This window comes from Arcobacter pernae, from assembly GCF_049472135.1.
GTDB lineage: Bacteria > Campylobacterota > Campylobacteria > Campylobacterales > Arcobacteraceae > Arcobacter_B.
This window is the reverse complement of sequence record NZ_JBMOVV010000010.1, coordinates 44,078-61,929: the sequence shown is the minus strand read 5'-3', so window position 1 is coordinate 61,929 and position 17,852 is coordinate 44,078. Positions and strand designations below refer to the sequence as shown.

Genomic DNA, 17,852 nt, shown 5'->3' with positions numbered 1-17,852 from the left:
TTACCTTTACTATCTTGCTCTTAACTCTTCATAATCATCAGGGATTAAAAAATCTTTTGATTTAATTAAGCTATCATAAAATCCATGTTTATATCCAAGTTCATATAGTTTATCTAAAGCTTGGTATTGAATTTCACTTAATTGTACCGAGTTATCATTTGCATATAAATCAAGATAATTATCTAAAGTATTTGCATCAACTCTAATTAAACCTTTTTCAAGTAGCATTGGAGCTAATACTTTTCTATTTTTGTTTGCTACATCAACGGCTTTAATTAATGTTTTTTCATAATCAATTGCATTGTGTAAAGGAATTGATCTTCTTAAACACATACCACCTAATGGTAAAGGTAAATCTCCTCCACTTAATTCAACCCATACATCCCATAACTCTTTCTCAACTTCTAAAGTATCATCATATGTAAGAATTGATTCATGAATTAATACACCTGCATCAACTTCTCCATCAATAACAGCTTTTTCAATATCTAAGAAGTTCATATATGTAATTCTTGCATTTGGGTATGCTATTTTAAATAAAAGTGCATTAGTAGTAAATTCTCCACTAAGAGCTACTTTAAAATTCTTTTTAAGGTTTGTTCCTTTTTTCTTAATAAGTTTAGGACCATATCCTTCACCAAAAGAAACAGCAGTTTTTAATAAAGCATAATCTTTTTTAACAAAAGGATATAAGGCAAAAGAGATTGCACAAATATCATATTGACCTTTTAATGTAGCTTGATTTAGAGTCTCTATATCATCTGCAATATTTTCAAACACTGCATCTTTTGGAGTAACCCAACCAAATTTAATTGCATAGTACATAAAAATATCATCTGCGTCTGGTGAATGTGCAACACTTATCTTTTTCAAAACTTTTCCTTATGATTAATTAATGGATTTTAGCAAGTTATGCTTTATTTCTAGGTTATATTAGACCTAAAGGCCATACTCAATTTTCAATTTCTTTATGATTTCAAATATACTATTTGCATATTTAAATCCTGTTTTACTATCATATTTCCAGCCCGTATTATAAGAAGCCCAAGTTTTTGCCCAATTATTTTTATGAACTTTTTTCCAGTATCTAAGCTCAATAATTGCATTTGCTGTAGCAAAAGATACATCATTTATTAGTTTATTGGCATAAAATATTCTATTCTCTTTTGTATCTTTTACGTTCTGTCTTGATAATACTGTTTTTATATTTGCTTGAAAAAGTCCAAAGTCATTAGTTTGACTATTAACAACATATTTGCCAATATTTGACTCTTTTATTGCTATTGCCATTAGTGAGTAACTTAACATTTCATCATCACTTAAAGATTTGATTTTTTTCAAAATCAATATATCTTTATTGTCAAGTTTTAAACTGTTTGAAAATAATAAGGTATTAATAAAAAATAAAAGAAAAAAGAGTCTCATAGAAAGATTTTACTATATTCCTAGCCATTTAAAAATTAAATGGCTAGTTTATACTAAAATCCTGCACTAGCTACGTAGTGAGAGATTATGTCTAATAGTGGTTGAATATAGAAGATTGAAGTTACAGCTAAGAATACTGCAAAACCTACAACTGATTTCATTGGAGTTGAAGCATTTTGCATAAATTTAGTATTAGCACCTTCTTCTGGATCTCTTAAGAACATATATGAAACAGGTCTTAAGTAGTAGTAAGCAGCGATTGCTGAGTTTAATACAATAATAACTGCTAAGGCAATTTCACCTGCATTTACGGCACTTGATACTAAGTACATTTTCCCCCAGAATAATGCAAATGGAGGAAGACCTGTTAATGCAAATAAGAACAGACCTAAAATTGATGCTGTAAATGGCGAAATTTGTGCAAGTCCAGAGAACTTTTTAAATGAGTAAGGAGAGTTATAATCTTTGTACTCTTTACCTCTGTTAAGCCATAACATACCAAATGCACCAAAGTTAGTGATTGTAAATAAAATCCAGTATAAGAATAAAGCATTTGTAGATTGGTGTGTACCAATTAATACAGCTGCCATTGCCATACCCGCATTTGAAATTGATGAGTAAGCAAGCATTCTTTTAATATCTGTTTGTTGTAATGCAATTAAGTTTGGAATTGTCATTGTTAAAATTACTGTAATGTAAAGCATAAAGTGAATAATTGTATCTCCACTGTGTACAAATACATCAAAGAATCTAAGAGCTACAACAAATCCTGCCATTTTTGGAATAACCGACATAAATCCAGCTAAAGCAGATGTTGAACCTTGGTAAACATCTGGAACCCAAGTATGGAATGGGAATAATGATAATTTAAACCCAAGTGCTGCAAACATAAATACAAATCCAACTAATGCCATTACATAATTAGAGAAGTTTTCACTTGATAAGTAATTTTGTTCACTTAATACTTGTGAAATTTGTGCTAACTCTAAAGAACCTGTTAAGGCATAGAAAATCATAGAACCAAATACAAAGAAAGCAGCTGCTAAAGCACCCATTGTAAAGTACTTAACAGCAGCTTCGATTGATACCATTCTATTGTGCATTGCAATCATTGTATATAAAGCTAAAGAAGCTGTTTCAAGTCCAACAAAAATTAAGATTAATGAATCAGAACTTACCATAAACTGGAATCCTGCAACCATAAATAAATATAATGCAAAATACTCAGCATGTCTGAAATCTTGGAATCTTAACTTTGAAAGTCCAAAGAAAATAAATAGAATTGATCCACCAATAATAATACATTGAGATAGTATTGCAATACCATCAAGTAACATTATGTCAAATAGACCTCTTTCTTCACCTGAAAACGCTAATAATGTAAATAAGTCAAACACTAAGAAAAGAATAACAATCATTACATATAATGATTTATGTTTATTCTTATTAAATAGGTCAGTTAATATAATACTAATTGCACCAATTATTGCAATAACCATAGGTGCTAAAGTACCTAGGTTTAAACTCTCTAAACTAATTGAAATAGGCTCTAGCATCTATTTAACCTCCCCTACTGTATTTAAAGCTTTAAGCTTCTCTTTTGTATCTTCATTAACAGCTTTTACTTGCATAACTTGTGTTAAATGATTTACAGAAGTATTTAGTGGTTCAAGTACAACTTTTGGATAAACCCCAAGTGCTATAATTAAAGCAACTAAAGAACCAAGAGCAACTAACTCTCTTCCAAAAATATCTTTTAATGTTTTATTCTTAGGATTAACTAACTCTCCAAAGAATGTTCTTTTGTACATTGATAACATATAAATTGCACTTAAAACAATAGTTAAAGAAGCAATAAATGTTAAGATTGGAGATGCTTTAAAGAATCCAAGTAAAGCTAAGAATTCACCGATAAATCCAGCTGTTAATGGAAGTCCTACAGAACCCATTAAAACTACTGCATATACAAGTGCAAACATTGGCATATTATGAGCTAATCCACCAAACTCTTTAATCATCTTAGTTTTTCTTCTATCATATAAAACACCCACACACATGAACAGTGCACCTGAAACAATCGCATGTCCAATCATCAGATAAACAGCTCCTGCAATACCTTCTGTATTTAATGCAAATACACCTAAAGTAATAACACCCATGTGTGATACAGAAGAGTATGCAATCATTTGTTTCATATCTTCTTGTGCATATGCAAGCATTGCTGTATAAATAATAGCAATAATAGCTAGTGCTGCCATAAACCACATGAAGTAAACTGCTGCATCAGGGAATAATGGAAGTGAGAATCTAATAAATCCATATGTTTCCATTTTTAATAATACTGCTGCAAGGATAATAGAACCAATTGTTGGTGCTTCACCGTGTGCTAATGGAAGCCAAGTATGGAATGGAATCATTGGAACTTTTACTGCAAATCCAAAGAAGAAAGCAATAAATAACCATAATTGAACATCAAAAGGTAAAATAGCCCCATACCAATCAAGTAAGTTAAAGCTCCAAACTCCTGTAGTTTCGTGATATACATATCCAAAATATAACATACCTACAAGCATGATTAATGAACCAATAAATGTATATAAGAAGAACTTCATTGCTGCATAGAATCTTCTCTCTGCTCCCCAGAAACCAATGATATAGAACATTGGAATAAGAGTTAATTCCCAGAATACATAGAACATAATTACATCAAGAGAAACGAAAACTCCAACCATTGTCATTTCTAAGTAAAGCATAGTAATGATAAGGTTCTTAACATTTCTTTTTTCAGTTAATCCAATAACAGCAATCATCGTCATAAATGTAATCATGATAATTAAGAATAATGATACACCATCAACACCAGCTACATAGCCTATACCCATAGAAGAGATTATTGGTAAATTTTGAACAAACTGCATTCCAGCCATACTTGGATCAAAGTGATACCATAAAAGTAAAGCTAAAACAAACTCAACAACAGTTACAACTACACCATATTGTCTCATTGAATCCTTGTGAATTAAGAATCCAACTGTTGCAGCTGCTGCTGGGAAGAATATCAGCATCGATAAAATATTTTCCATTTACATAACCCCTTATATTACCGCTAAAACTAAGGCAAATACAAGACCCATAATAAGTCCAGTAACCATTAGTCTTAATGATGTTGATAAATTACCTGATTGAATAACTCTAATTTTTTCACCTGTTTTGTAAATAAATTTAGCAATTCCATCAATTGTATTATCAATCATTTTAATTTCAACCACTCTAAAGAACCATACTGACATTGCATAATATGGTTTAGAAACAAACTTCTCATAGAACTGAGGAACATAGTATTGGTTGATTAAAAGTTTATATAAACTATTATTCTCCCACTCTTTACTAAATCCATCACCTTTGTAGTACTTCACATAAGCAACTGCAATTCCACCAACTGCTATAGCAGAAGTTACAAGGATTAAAATCCATACTGTTGAACTTGCAGTATTTGAAGCTTCCCACGTTGGAAGAACTTTAGTAACAAAATCAATAAATGCATGTTCAAACCATCCAGCAATTACTGCTAAAACTGCAAGTGGTAACATTGCAGCAATAACAAAACCTTTTGCTTCATGTGGATGGAACTCTTCATTACTGTAGTTTTGTTTTCCGAAGAAAATCTTAAATACAAGTCTAAATGAATAGAATGCTGTTAGACCAGCAGTTATCCATAATGTTGCCCATAAAATATAAGCATCAGCGTTAAATGCAGCTTCTAAAATCTTATCTTTTGAGAAGAAACCTGCTAATGGGAAAATACCAGCAAGTGCTAAAGAAGCAATAAACATAATAATTGAAGTTGCTTTCATCTTTTGGTGTAATCCACCCATTTTTCTAATATCTAACTCGTCATCCATTGCATGCATTACGTTACCAGCACCTAAGAATAGTACTGATTTAAAGAAAGCGTGAGTTGCTAAGTGGAAAAGTGCCACCCAGTATGCTCCAAGACCAGCTGCAACAAACATATATCCTAATTGAGATAATGTTGAGTAAGCAATAATTCTTTTCATATCATTATTTACAAGTGCCATTGTTGCTGCAAAAATCGCTACAAATGCACCTAAACAAGCAATGCCATATCCAACTTCTGGAATTAAAGCATATAACTCATTTGATCTAACTACTAAGTAAACACCTGCTGTTACCATTGTAGCTGCGTGAATCAGTGCTGAAACAGGCGTAGGTCCTTCCATTGCATCTGCAAGCCATGTATGTAATGGGAATTGAGCTGATTTACCCATAGCACCAACAAATAAAAGTACACCAATCCAAACTAAAGTTGAAGTTTCTAATGTTGATACATTAGCAAATACGATGTCATATTGTAAGCTTCCGATATTCCAGTAGATTAAGAACATTCCAAGTAGTAAACCTAAGTCACCTACTCTATTCATAATAAATGCTTCATTTGCAGCCCATGATGCTGATTCTTTGTGATACCAGAATCCAATTAATAACCATGAACAAACACCAACACCTTCCCATCCAATAAACAGAACAGCAAAGTTATCAGACATTACAAGTACAAGCATAGAGAATACGAATGCTGAAAGGTAAGAGAAGTATCTATTAAAACCTTTATCATGCTCCATATACCCAATAGAGTGAATATGTACCATTGTAGATACAACTGTAACAACAGTCATCATAACAACTGATACATGATCAACTACAAATCCCATTGGAATATTTAAACTTCCAGTTACAATCCATTCAAATAAAACTACATTAAAAGTCTCATCTGTAGTGTAAACATGGTGGAAAAGATTTAATGAAGCTACCATAGAAACAGCTAACATAAATGATGTGAACCAACCTGTAAAGGCATTTTTTGGTTGCATTGAGAACAGTGCAGCTACAAGTGAACCAACTAGTGGGGCAAAAAGTGCTATATATATAAATTTTTCCATCATTACCCCTTCATACCTTGAATATCATCTAAGTTAATAGAACCTGTTCTTTTATACCAAAGAATTAATAATCCAAGACCAATAGCAACTTCAGCAGCAGCAACTGCAATAATAAAGAAGGCAAACATTTGTCCTGATAAATCCCCATGGAATTTAGATACAGCTGCAAGTCCTACATTTACAGCATTTAACATAATCTCTGTTGAGAAGAAAAGCATTAGAACATTTTTTCTTCTAATTACTCCAATCAGTCCTATACAAAATAGAAGTGTTGAAAGTATCAAATAGGCATTAAGTGTCATTTTGCCTCCTTAGATTCTTTTTGAGCTTCAGCTTCTGCTTCAGCTGCTAATTTTGCATCAATCTCATCTTCTGGCATTTCAGAATAAGATTCATTCATTTTCTTACCAGCAAGTACGATTCCACCAATCATTGCAACAAGTAACATAATACCTGCAACTTCAAATGGAACTAAATACTTAGTAAATAAAACTAAACCAACATCAGCTGAGTTTCCATATTCAGGATTAATTGGGTAATTAGCTTGAACATTTTCTCCAATTACTGGAGCCATAAAAATAACAACTACAATTAAAGCTACCATACCAGAAAGTAAAAATACTAATCTTGGATTATTTACTTTCTCTTTTACAACAGAAAGTGAATCAAAGAACATCATACCAAAGGCATAAAGTGCCATTACAGCACCTGTATAAACTACAATCTGAACTGCACCTAAGAAGTCTGCACCTAATAAAAAGAAAAATGCAGAAATGAAAATCATTCCCGCTGCCATTGCACTTAGTGCGTATAAGGCATTATTTGTAAGTACTGTAATTAAAAACATTCCAATTGTTAGTACTGAAAACACTATAAAAGCTACTGTTTCAAACATTCAGACTCCTTAGTATGATAATGGAGTTTTCTTGATTTTTTCATCAGCATCTGGAGATACTGAACCAAAACCTGCAAACTCTGTTTGTTGATTTAATTGATCAAATGGCGTTATGATGTCCTCTTTTAAAGAGAAGTGTGCTCTTTGCTCTGATGAGTTTTCATATCTTCCACCATGAACAATAGCAAGCTCTGGACAAACTTCAGCACAATAACCACAGAAAATACATCTTCCCATGTTAATTGTATACTCAGTTACAGCCTTTCTTGAATTCTCATCAATTTTAGTTTCCATTCTAATACAATTTGCAATACAAATCTTTTCACATAAACCACAACCAATACATCTTTCACTTCCTGATTCTAAAAGAACAAGTAATTTATGTACAGCTCTATATCTTGGACCAATAGGTAATTTTTCTGCTGGATATTGAACAGTTGCCATTTCACCTTTGAAAAGTGCTCCTGTCATCATCTTCCAAGTAATTTTAAGACCTGTTAAAAGTTCACCTTTTACAGATCTTTTTAATACTTGTTTAAAAGATTCCCACTCAGTTTTTGGATAATTATCTTCTTGTACTGTTACGTAATCTTCAGATATATTTCTATTTTTAAACTCTTTAAAACTCATAATTACCCCTTATATCATCATCACTAAACCAGTAACTAAAATATTTAGTACTGCAAGTGGCATTAATACTTTCCAACATAACCACATTAATTGGTCAGGTCTAACGTGTGGCCAAGCTGCTCTTGTCCATAAGAATACAAAAATCAATAACATTACTTTTAATACAATTGCTATTCCACCAGGAATAAACCATAATGGCTCAAATCCACCTAAGAAAATAAGTGCAATTAAGAATGAAATTGTAAATAATGCAGCATATTCACCAATGAAGAACATACCCCATCTCATACCAGAATACTCTGTTGCATAACCAGCAACTAATTCAGCTTCATGCTCAAGTAAATCAAATGGTGTTCTGTTTGTTTCAGCAAAACCAGCAATAACAAATAAAATAAATGCTAAAGGTTGGTACCAAATAATCCATTCAGAGATTCCACCAGATTGATAGTTATTAATATCAATTAATGATAATGAGCCAACCATCATGATTGGTGCAAGTAATGCAAGTCCAGATACAATTTCATATGATAACATTTGAATTGCTGTTCTAGCACCACCAATTAATGCCCATTTATTTGCAGAACTCATACCACCTAATAATGGTCCATAAAGTCCAATAGCACCTACTGATAATACAAATAAAACCCCAACATTTACATCTGAAATAATTGGTCTTACTGTATATCCAAAGATTTCAAACTCTGGAAAGAAAGGTACTGCTGACATTGCAATAAATGCAGTTGCAGCTGTAATAATTGGTGCAATCATAAAGATTGGTTTATTTGCATTTGCAGGGATAAAGTCTTCTTTTGTAAATAGTTTAATACCATCAGCTGCAATTTGTAAAAGACCATAAGGACCTACATTTGTAGGACCAAGTCTTCTTTGCATAAATGCTAAAACTTTTCTCTCGATATATGTTGTAAAACCAGCTAACGCAGAAAATACTAAGATTACTGTGAAAACTTTAACAATTGTTTCTATAATAATTCCAGCTTCCATATTATGCCTTTGTCACTTTTGCTTTGTTATATCTATAAGTGTTAAATAAAGCTCTTGAAGGTGAATTCTTCTCAAATGTAGAAACATATGCTATTTCACCATTGATTTGAATATCAACATAAGCATTAAGTTCTAATACTTGGTTATTTGCTTCAACTTTAACCTTATCACCCTCTTGCAATTCTAATTTATCAAATGCACTTTTTGAGAAGAAAACACCTGATTTTAAATCTTTTTTGAATTCATGAGCAATTGCTGTAAATTCATTAAATTGATTAATTGGGTTAGCTTTATAAATTACTACTTCATCTTCTGCAAGCGCTAACTTATCTGATAAGTTTAATTCAACTTCATCACTAGCTTCACTCACTAATACTGATAAATCGTACCCTCTATATTCAACTCTGTCATTACCAAATTCATTTGGTAATGAATCAAATTCTACTGCTTTAAATCCACCAGTTAATGGTAACTGCTCTGTATATTCAATAGTATATTCAACATCATCATTTAATACTACATTTGCAATATCATTTAAAGTATAACCTTTATGAGCAAGTGCCGCATTTGTAGGAATAACTTTTTTATCTACATTTGTAAATGTACCTTCTTGCTGGTTAAGAGCAGGAATATCTAAATCTCCATCACCTAAAGCAGATAGTTCAAAGTCAGCTTTTTCATTGTATCCAACTACAAAACCACTCTCTTCTTTAGCTAAATCACAAATAAGTGATACACCTAAAGTATTTGTTTGTGTAGGTAAAATAACAACATTAAATGGTGTACATCTATCAATAACTCCACAAAGTTTTGCTAAATTTGCTGCGTTTGGATGAGTAATTAAATCTTCTCCAACAATTAAAGAGAATGTATCTTTTTTAGCTAACATTTCATCAACTAGCTCTAAGAAACTCTCATCTTTTCCAAATTCTTCAATAAATGAGTTGTATTCAAATTCAACTTCTTTTTCAACTTTCTTTGGAACCATTTTAGAAACTTCTTTTTCTTCACCTGTTTCTTCATCTTTTACGATTTCAACAACTTTTTCTTTTACAGTTTCTACTACAGTTTTTGTTCTTTTTTCTGTTTTAGAAGTAATAAACTCTGCAATTGAAGCAGGTAAATCTTTTCCAAACTTATAAAGAATGAAATATAAAATAGCTTCTTGAGCCATTGCATCATGATAAATAAAGTCAGTTGTTTTACCTTTTTTACCAATTTTTTCCATTACTGGGTCTGCTACTGGGTGGAAGTATAAAGCAGCACCTTTATTCATAATTACTGAGTTATTAAATGCATATCTTGCATTTGGTAAATCAGATTTTAAATATGAACCAACAGAAATTACAAAGTTAGCCTGGTGAACATCTGTTAATGTTGATGAGTATAAAGATCTTCCAGATGTTGATGCATAGTTCTTTAAGAACTCTTGATATCTTCTTGCATCTTCATTTACAAGTCTAGCACCTCTTTGTTTAGCAAGTTTTTGTAAGATTAATGCTTCTTCATTTGTAATATAAGAGTTAAATTTAATTGTATCAGCTTTACCAAATGCCTCAACAGCTTTATTAAATGCAACTTCGTCTTTTGCTTCAACTTTGTTTTCAAAGTCATATGCAAATCTTCCTGCACCATTTACAGTTGAGAAATGAGGTTCATTTGTAACTCTATAAATTCTTTTTTGAGCATGATTGTCAATTGATTCTTGTTTAATCTCATAATACATAAATGCACAATCAGATGAGTGTGGGTTTGCAGCTGGTATTTTCTTTAATTCCCAAGCATTTGAAGTATATTGGAAATCATGAGATACTAAAGCACCAACTGGACATGCAGAGATACACTCTCCACAATCAGTACAGGCGTCACTATCATATCCAATTAATGACTTATTTAATTTATTCCACATTGCATAAGCATCTTTTGGCATTTCAGCTTTAAATGTCTTATCAATTGCATCTGCTCCTCTTTTTACAGTAGAAAGCGCATTTGATCCAACCATATCTTTACATACAGTTACACATCTTTCACAAACAATACATAATGCTGGGTCATAATTCATAACTCCCCAGTGTTGTGTTGGCTTATGAATATCTTTGATGCTGTAGCTTTGAGAATCCACATTCATGTATAAAGAGTAGTTTTGAAGTTCACATTCACCACTTTGGTCACAAACTCCACACTGTAATGGGTGGTTTACATCATAAACCTCCATAATAGCTCTTCTTTCTTTAGCAATATTAGGAGTAACAGTTGAGATTTCCATCCCCTCTTTAATCTTAGTATTACAACCATATACTTGTTTACCATCTGCTTCAACAAGACAAAGTCTACATGCTAAAGTTGGTGAACATCTTGTTAAATAACAAACAGCAGGAACAAAAATATCATTTGCTCTTGCTGTATTTAAGATAGTTTCACCCTCTTTTGCTTCTACAGACTTTCCATCTATTGTTAATGTAATCATATCACTCATTATGCATCAACCTTTTCTATTTTTACTTGCTTATATCTATAGTTTTTAAAAAGTTCACTATCGCAGTTAGAACTTTTAGCTATTGATACAGTACCATTTAACTTGTCATCAACTTTCAACACTCTTTTTGTTTTTTCACCTGCAAAGTTAATAAAAACTTCATCACCATCTTGAACCTTTGCAATATTTGCAAATGATTGACTACAAGATAAAATATCATTATCTTCTTCATCAATTAATCTATATAGTAAAGTTCCATTGTATGACTTTAAGTCTTCAATATCTTCTAAATCAAAATTTTCGCAAGAGTTAATTTTTTGTTCTAAATCATCATTTAAAACTACTAAATTTAAGTCAGAGTACTTTTTAATTACTGCTAAAATCTTAACAATATTTTCAACTCTATTGTGTTCTATAATATCATCACCGATAATTAGTGTCTTAAAAGAAGCATCACAAGAAGATTCATAAGCTTCTTCGAATTCTTCTTCACCTGCACTACTTTCAGCAGAGATATACCCTAAATCTAAGTTATCAATATAAGCTTTAATATTTTCATCACTATTTTTAACAAAAGCATCAAGAAGTAAAGCACAAACCCCCTCTTCACTTCCCACTTCATATTTTATAAATTGTGTGTAATATAGTTTTATATCAATATTATCAATTGGGTGCATGTAAACAAATTTTGCATTTGTTTTAGCTATTGATTCAATAATTGAGTCTCTATAAGCCTCTTTATTGTTTGAAAGCATTGTTCCTAAAGTAATTACAAAATCACTTTTAGCAATTAGCTCTTTTTTATTCATTATTCAGCTTCCTTTGAAGCTTCTTCCTCAACTTCTCTTGGTTCAGGTTTAACTTTTTTTACAACTAAAGTCCAATCAACTTCATTGAATTTAATAGAGTTCATTAGAGTATAACCTGCTTCATAAATCACATCTGCACTTTTTTGGATATTTTCAAAATCACCGATTTCAAACATAATAATAGCTGTTTCGCCATCAGCAATTTGAGTATCCATAAGTTCTAACATTCTGTCATAGAAGTCGTTTTTTAGTGGTCTTAAATCAAATCTTTTCATACTTCTATTCCCCTATCTATCAATTTCACCAAATACAATGTTTAGGTTACCAATGATAGTAACAACGTCAGCTAATTGTGTTCCAACTAAAATCTCTTCTAAAATTGCAGTATGTTGGAAACTTGGTGTTCTCATTTTTAATCTGTAAGCATATGGCGTTCCATCACTTACAACAAAATACCCTAACTCACCTTTTGGTGATTCAGTTGCAACATAAACTTCACCTTTTGGCGGTCTCATACCTTGTGTTACAAGTACGAAGTGTTGCATTAAAGAGTAGTTTTGAGTCATAATTTGCTCTTTTGGAGCTGAAATATACTCAGGTGCATGAGCCATAAGTTGAGATTCACTTTCCATATACATTGGGAATAATTGTCTTAAAATTTTTGCAGACTCTCTAATCTCAGCGATACAAAGCTTATATCTACCGTATGAATCACAAGTCTCAGAAATTGGAACATCAAAATCTAATTCATCATAAATTCCATAAGGCATCTCTTTTCTTAAGTCCCATTTAATACCAGAACCTCTTAATGGAATACCTGAACATCCCCAATCTTTTGCCATTTGAGGTGTAATAACACCTACATTTTCAAGTCTCATTTTCCAGATTCTATTCTCTGTTAATAAACCTTCATATTTCTCTAATTCTTCATGTAAGATTTTTAAGAATGACTCACAATCATCAATCCAGTTAGATGGTAAGTCTAAAGGAACTCCACCAATTCTAACAGCTGAGTGTGTAAGTCTTGCACCACAATAGTCCTCAATTAAGTCCATTGCGTATTCTCTTTCTCTAAAACAGTATAAGAACATAGACATAGCACCAACATCAAGTGCGTGAGTTGCTAACCAGAATAAGTGAGAAGTAATTCTATTTAATTCTAAAAGCATAGTTCTAATAATCTCTGCTCTTCTTGGTGCTTCAATACCAAGTAACTTCTCAATAGCTAAAGCATAACCATAGTTGTTTGAAGTTGCAGCAATATAGTCCATTCTATCTGTAGTTGGTAAGAATTCGTTATAAATCATATTCTCAGCCATTTTTTCCATACCTCTATGAAGGTATCCAATTAATGGTCTTGATTTTACAACTTCCTCACCTTGTAATTCTAAAGCAAGTCTTAACTGACCGTGAGCTGACGGGTGTTGTGGCCCGAAGTTCACCATCATTGTATTATCTTCTCTCTCGAAGTTTATATTTTCAAAAAAAGGTTTTAATCTATTTGGTTGTTGTGTTTGCATACTCTATTACCTTCTTCTTTTTAAAACTACTGATTCTTCAGGTTTTAATTTTTTCATAATTGGTGTAGCATTATCTTCTTGATAGTTAATAGCTGTTTCTGGTTCAAACTGTGATATATCTGTATCATAAGGTACCTCATGTCCAAGTCTAGCGAATCTAGTTGTGTCATATCTATCAATTGCTGCTGGATCTCTTTGCTCAGGACCTATAATATCTCTTGCTTCTTTTCCAAAAATTTTATCAACTTCATACCATGAAGCTGCCTCATCACCTTGAAGTGGATAAGTTTTCTTAAGTGGATGGTCATACCAATCATCTGGCATGATAATTCTTTTCATATTAGGGTGATTTACTACTTTAACACCTAACATATCGTACATTTCTCTCTCAGACCAATTTGCTGATTTAAATACTGAAGTTACAGACTCAACAGCATCGTCTTTATTAAGGAAACATTTGATTCTTAATCTTTTGTGTTTTGATAATGACAACATTTCATAAAATAATTCATAACCATCTCTTTTTGCTAAATAATCAATAGCAGATAGTTCTATTAACATATCATATTCTAACTCTTCTCTTAAAAGAGTCATTGCATCAACAATAGAATTTTTATCTATGTGCATTACTAAATGAGTATGCTCTATATAAGCTTCTTTTACTTCAACTTTTGATGAAAATGATTCATAATCTTTTGCAAACTGTTCATCTTCATTTACATCAAGTCTAGGTAAACTTGGAGTTACATAAAACCTATCAGAGAAATATGATTTTCTTTGAACATCATCTTTTGGCTTGTACTGTCTCATTAAACTAACCTTCTTTTCTTCTTAGCTCTGAAAATTGATTCTCTTCTAATTTTCTTTTGTAGAGTCATTAATGCATACTGTAAAGTTTCTGGTCTTGGAGCACAACCTGGTAAATAAATATCAACTGGCACAATTCTATCTGCACCTTGAACAGTTGCATAAGTATTAAACATACCACCTGTGTTAGCGCATGAACCCATTGAGATTACCCATTTTGGATCAGGCATTTGATCATAAAGTCTTCTCATGAACTCAGCATGCTTTTTAGTTAAAGTTCCTGCAATAATAATACAGTCAGATTGTCTAGGAGAAGCTCTAAAAATAGTACCAAATCTATCGAAGTCATATCTTGAAGCACCTGTAGCCATCATTTCAATAGCACAACATGCTAGACCATAAGTCATAGGCCAAATTGAGTTTGATCTACCAAAGTTAACAAGCTTATCAATAGTTGTTAACTTAATTGGTGCACCACCATCTTGTAAATAATTTACTTTATGCTGTGCCATTCTAAGGCTCCTTTCTTCCACTCGTATAAGAATCCTATTGATAGAATTGTGATAAATAAAATCATTGCTACGAACCCAAACCAACCTAAAATCTTAAAGTTGATAGCCCAAGGGAACATAAAAATAATTTCCACATCAAAAAGAATAAATAGTAATGCAACTAAGTAGAACTGAGTAGAGATTGTATTTGGTTGCTTTGTTACTTCTGGTCCACACTCATAAAGTGTTGTCTTAAGTTTTTCAGTATCAAGTCTAGCAATCTTTCTACTGATAAATCTTGATAACCATACAGTAGCACCAAATGCAGCAAATGTTACCACAAACATAACAAATGCACCGAAATAAGGATGTGCAAAATCCATATGTGTCATATCGTATATCCTTTATAAAACTTTTTAAAAAGTTTACTTTGAAGCTTAAATATAGTACCTAAATAGTATTAAATAGCCACTTTAGTAGTTATGCAATGATATTTCTATCCCAATAAAAAAAAGCTTATTGGCTATTTTTTTGCTATACATGTAATCAAATTGACACCAAATGAAACACAATGCTTCTATACCAACTTTTTATAGTCTTTTAAAACCATTATAAAAGAAGTATCTAAAATTGGTATGATAAACTTACATAAAATTATCACAAAAAATATAGTTTACTACATTTAAAAACTCACTGTTTCAAAAATGCACATATTTTACTTTTTTTCTATCTTTATATCTCTATTAAATTTTTATATTAATTTATTTTTTTAATTTGTCCATTTTTTCACTATTTTATCGCATTTTCTCATAACTCCCATAATTATTTGTAATATTTAATATAACTTTTAGTTAATTATTATGTAAAATTAATGTAAATTATGTAAAAATTTTTTTACTTTTTTGACCTAAGGAGTTTCATTGTTAAAAAGCATTAAATTTAAGCTACTTGCACTTAGTATGCTTCCTGTTTTATTTACAGTAGTGATTATTAGTATTATTACTATAAATTTGATTGAAAATAATTCTCAAAATACAATCAAAGATTTTGAAAAGGTTATTTTAAATGAAAAAAAGGATTTGCTTAAAAATGAAGTCCTAACGGTTACAACAATTGTTGAAAATATCATAAAAAAATCTTCAAATATTGAAGAAGCAAAGCAAAAAGCTATTGAAGTTTTAAGCAGTGCTAGATATTTAAATGGTAGTGGATATTTTTTCGCTTATGAAAACAAAGGTAATGATTACTATTTCGCTTTTCATGGTACAAAACCACAGCTAAATGGTAATAAAACAGATATCAATAAACCTGATATTAAAGGGTTTGCCTTTAGAAAGGCTTTAATAGATTCTAGAAATGATGATAAAGCTTTTGTTGAATATTACTATAAAAAACCAAATACAGATAAGCTTATAAAAAAGATTGCTTTCTCAAAATATATCCCTGCTTTTAACTGGACTATTGTTACTGGAATCTATATAGATGATATTGCAAAAAAAGTTCAAGTAATGGAAGAAAAGACAATTGAAACATACAACTCTTTAGTATACACTTTAGTTGGAATAACTATTTTTGTATTGATTGTTTTATGTATTTTAATCCCTATTATTTCAAAAATCTCTATTGTTGACCCTATTAAAACTTTAGAAAAAGGATTACTTGATTTCTTAATGTTTATCAATGGGAAAAAAGATGATGCAAACTTAATTGAAGTTACGACAAAAGATGAAGTTGGAAAACTAACTATTGCAATAAATGAAAATATAAAAACAATTAGAGTTAATATAAAAGAAAATCATGAAGTATTAAATAATGTATCTAGTGTGGTTGATAGTGTTGCAAGAGGAGATTTAAGTAAAAAAATAAATGCTTCAACAAGTGATGAAACTATTAATCACTTAACAGAAGCTTTAAATACGATGATTGAATCATTACAAAATCTAACAACTCATACATTAAGTGTTTTAAAATCATATGAAAATAAAGATTTTACTAAAAGAACAAATCTTTCTTGTGAATCACATTTTAATGAATTAATGCAAGGCGTAGATAGTTTAGGAGAAGAGATTTCGAATCTTTTAAAAGATAACCTACATAATGGTCAAACACTTTATAATAACTCTAAAGAGCTAAACAATAATGTAAGTAAGTTATCAAAAGCAGCCACAGAACAAGCGGCCTCACTTGAAGAAACAGCAGCTTCACTTGAAGAGATAACTGAAACTATGAGAGACAACTCTAAAAATATGAATGCATTATTAACTAATGCAAAAGAGCTTGAAGATTCAGTGATAAATGGAAAAGAGCTATCAAATAAAACAAGTAACTCTATGCAAGAAATAAATGAGCAAGTTAGCATGATAAACGAAGCTATAAAAGTTGTAGATCAAATTGCTTTCCAAACAAATATTCTTTCTTTAAATGCAGCTGTTGAAGCTGCAACTGCAGGGGAAGCAGGAAAAGGTTTTGCTGTTGTTGCACAAGAAGTAAGAAACCTAGCCAATAGAGCTTCTCAAGCAGCAAATGAAATTCAAAATTTAGTTGAAGCTGCAACATCAAAAGCAAAAGAAGGTGATGAGATTGCATCATTAATGTATCAAGGTTATGAAAAGCTAAATGAGAATATTGTAGAAACAACAGATATTATAAATAGTGTAACTTCAAGTTCTAAAGAGCAAATGGCAGGAGTTGAACAAATAAATAATGCTGTATCACTACTTGACCAAGTAACGCAAGATAATAGTTTAGTAGCATTAAAAACAAAAGAGATTGCAAATAAGACTTCAATTATGGCAAATGACCTAGTTGAAGAAACATCAAAAAATAGATTTTAAGAAGT

17 protein-coding genes are annotated in these 17,852 nt (G+C 31.2%); 1 reads left to right on the top strand and 16 read right to left on the bottom strand.

Going from position 1 to position 17,852, the window contains the following annotated elements:
• Positions 1–9 precede the first annotated feature (9 nt).
• From ACH5BF_RS11400 to ACH5BF_RS11325, 16 genes are all read right to left on the bottom strand, one after another.
• Complete coding sequence (locus tag ACH5BF_RS11400) at positions 10–873, bottom strand: menaquinone biosynthesis family protein (protein WP_423274358.1); 864 nt, start codon at positions 871–873, stop codon at positions 10–12.
• Between the two features lie 66 nt (positions 874–939).
• Positions 940–1,341, bottom strand: coding sequence for a transglycosylase SLT domain-containing protein (locus ACH5BF_RS11395; RefSeq protein ID WP_423274357.1), 402 nt, complete (start codon positions 1,339–1,341; stop codon positions 940–942).
• A 137-nt stretch (positions 1,342–1,478) separates the two neighbouring features.
• Positions 1,479–2,981, bottom strand: a complete 1,503-nt coding sequence (gene nuoN / locus ACH5BF_RS11390; RefSeq protein WP_423274356.1) for an NADH-quinone oxidoreductase subunit NuoN — start codon at positions 2,979–2,981, stop codon at positions 1,479–1,481.
• Positions 2,982–4,508 (bottom strand): NADH-quinone oxidoreductase subunit M, encoded by a 1,527-nt coding sequence (locus tag ACH5BF_RS11385; RefSeq protein WP_423274355.1) that lies wholly within the window; start codon positions 4,506–4,508, stop codon positions 2,982–2,984. It abuts the gene before it with no gap.
• Between the two features lie 12 nt (positions 4,509–4,520).
• On the bottom strand, positions 4,521–6,383 hold the full coding sequence (nuoL, locus tag ACH5BF_RS11380; protein ID WP_423274354.1) for an NADH-quinone oxidoreductase subunit L: 1,863 nt from the start codon (positions 6,381–6,383) through the stop codon (positions 4,521–4,523).
• A 2-nt stretch (positions 6,384–6,385) separates the two neighbouring features.
• Positions 6,386–6,685, bottom strand: a complete 300-nt coding sequence (gene nuoK, locus ACH5BF_RS11375) for an NADH-quinone oxidoreductase subunit NuoK (RefSeq protein WP_423274353.1) — start codon at positions 6,683–6,685, stop codon at positions 6,386–6,388.
• On the bottom strand, positions 6,682–7,278 hold the full coding sequence (locus tag ACH5BF_RS11370; RefSeq protein WP_423274352.1) for an NADH-quinone oxidoreductase subunit J: 597 nt from the start codon (positions 7,276–7,278) through the stop codon (positions 6,682–6,684). Before ACH5BF_RS11370 ends, nuoK begins: the two co-directional genes overlap by 4 nt.
• Positions 7,279–7,287: 9 nt before the next feature.
• Positions 7,288–7,908 carry an NADH-quinone oxidoreductase subunit NuoI gene (gene nuoI / locus ACH5BF_RS11365; RefSeq protein WP_423274351.1) on the bottom strand — a complete coding sequence of 207 codons (621 nt, stop codon included), beginning with the start codon at positions 7,906–7,908 and terminating at the stop codon, positions 7,288–7,290.
• A gap of 9 nt (positions 7,909–7,917) precedes the next feature.
• The gene (gene nuoH / locus ACH5BF_RS11360; protein ID WP_423274350.1) at positions 7,918–8,910 is read right to left on the bottom strand and encodes an NADH-quinone oxidoreductase subunit NuoH; all 993 of its coding nucleotides are present in this window, start codon (positions 8,908–8,910) and stop codon (positions 7,918–7,920) included.
• A gap of 1 nt (position 8,911) precedes the next feature.
• Positions 8,912–11,386, bottom strand: a complete 2,475-nt coding sequence (locus ACH5BF_RS11355; RefSeq protein ID WP_423274349.1) for an NADH-quinone oxidoreductase subunit G — start codon at positions 11,384–11,386, stop codon at positions 8,912–8,914.
• Positions 11,386–12,195 (bottom strand): hypothetical protein, encoded by an 810-nt coding sequence (locus ACH5BF_RS11350; protein WP_423274348.1) that lies wholly within the window; start codon positions 12,193–12,195, stop codon positions 11,386–11,388. The genes ACH5BF_RS11355 and ACH5BF_RS11350 overlap by 1 nt, the downstream gene beginning before the upstream one ends.
• Positions 12,195–12,470: an NADH-ubiquinone oxidoreductase subunit E family protein gene (locus tag ACH5BF_RS11345; protein ID WP_423274347.1), complete on the bottom strand. Its 276-nt coding sequence runs from the start codon at positions 12,468–12,470 to the stop codon at positions 12,195–12,197. The genes ACH5BF_RS11350 and ACH5BF_RS11345 overlap by 1 nt, the downstream gene beginning before the upstream one ends.
• 12 nt (positions 12,471–12,482) lie before the next feature.
• Complete coding sequence (gene nuoD / locus ACH5BF_RS11340; protein WP_423274346.1) at positions 12,483–13,715, bottom strand: NADH dehydrogenase (quinone) subunit D; 1,233 nt, start codon at positions 13,713–13,715, stop codon at positions 12,483–12,485.
• A 6-nt stretch (positions 13,716–13,721) separates the two neighbouring features.
• Positions 13,722–14,525: an NADH-quinone oxidoreductase subunit C gene (locus tag ACH5BF_RS11335; protein WP_423274345.1), complete on the bottom strand. Its 804-nt coding sequence runs from the start codon at positions 14,523–14,525 to the stop codon at positions 13,722–13,724.
• Positions 14,525–15,034, bottom strand: a complete 510-nt coding sequence (locus ACH5BF_RS11330) for a NuoB/complex I 20 kDa subunit family protein (RefSeq protein WP_423274344.1) — start codon at positions 15,032–15,034, stop codon at positions 14,525–14,527. The genes ACH5BF_RS11335 and ACH5BF_RS11330 overlap by 1 nt, the downstream gene beginning before the upstream one ends.
• The gene (locus ACH5BF_RS11325; RefSeq protein ID WP_423274343.1) at positions 15,016–15,405 is read right to left on the bottom strand and encodes an NAD(P)H-quinone oxidoreductase subunit 3; all 390 of its coding nucleotides are present in this window, start codon (positions 15,403–15,405) and stop codon (positions 15,016–15,018) included. Before ACH5BF_RS11325 ends, ACH5BF_RS11330 begins: the two co-directional genes overlap by 19 nt.
• A 528-nt stretch (positions 15,406–15,933) precedes the next feature.
• Here ACH5BF_RS11325 and ACH5BF_RS11320 point away from each other — a divergent pair.
• A complete protein-coding gene (locus ACH5BF_RS11320) occupies positions 15,934–17,847 on the top strand; it encodes a methyl-accepting chemotaxis protein (RefSeq protein ID WP_423274342.1) in 1,914 nt (637 codons plus the stop codon).
• Positions 17,848–17,852: the final 5 nt, after the last annotated feature.

Excerpts from the sequence above, each read along its gene's own strand:
- nuoD (WP_423274346.1), bottom strand. The coding sequence starts at position 13,715 with ATGCAAACACAACAACCAAATAGATTAAAACCTTTTTTTGAAAATATA.
- nuoI (WP_423274351.1), bottom strand. The coding sequence starts at position 7,908 with ATGAGTTTTAAAGAGTTTAAAAATAGAAATATATCTGAAGATTACGTA.
- ACH5BF_RS11345 (WP_423274347.1), bottom strand. The coding sequence starts at position 12,470 with ATGAAAAGATTTGATTTAAGACCACTAAAAAACGACTTCTATGACAGA.
- ACH5BF_RS11370 (WP_423274352.1), bottom strand. The coding sequence starts at position 7,278 with ATGTTTGAAACAGTAGCTTTTATAGTGTTTTCAGTACTAACAATTGGA.
- ACH5BF_RS11385 (WP_423274355.1), bottom strand. The coding sequence starts at position 4,508 with ATGGAAAATATTTTATCGATGCTGATATTCTTCCCAGCAGCAGCTGCA.
- nuoL (WP_423274354.1), bottom strand. The coding sequence starts at position 6,383 with ATGGAAAAATTTATATATATAGCACTTTTTGCCCCACTAGTTGGTTCA.
- ACH5BF_RS11355 (WP_423274349.1), bottom strand. The coding sequence starts at position 11,386 with ATGAGTGATATGATTACATTAACAATAGATGGAAAGTCTGTAGAAGCA.
- ACH5BF_RS11330 (WP_423274344.1), bottom strand. The coding sequence starts at position 15,034 with ATGGCACAGCATAAAGTAAATTATTTACAAGATGGTGGTGCACCAATT.
- nuoK (WP_423274353.1), bottom strand. The coding sequence starts at position 6,685 with ATGACACTTAATGCCTATTTGATACTTTCAACACTTCTATTTTGTATA.
- ACH5BF_RS11335 (WP_423274345.1), bottom strand. The coding sequence starts at position 14,525 with ATGAGACAGTACAAGCCAAAAGATGATGTTCAAAGAAAATCATATTTC.
- ACH5BF_RS11325 (WP_423274343.1), bottom strand. The coding sequence starts at position 15,405 with ATGACACATATGGATTTTGCACATCCTTATTTCGGTGCATTTGTTATG.
- ACH5BF_RS11350 (WP_423274348.1), bottom strand. The coding sequence starts at position 12,195 with ATGAATAAAAAAGAGCTAATTGCTAAAAGTGATTTTGTAATTACTTTA.
- nuoN (WP_423274356.1), bottom strand. The coding sequence starts at position 2,981 with ATGCTAGAGCCTATTTCAATTAGTTTAGAGAGTTTAAACCTAGGTACT.
- nuoH (WP_423274350.1), bottom strand. The coding sequence starts at position 8,910 with ATGGAAGCTGGAATTATTATAGAAACAATTGTTAAAGTTTTCACAGTA.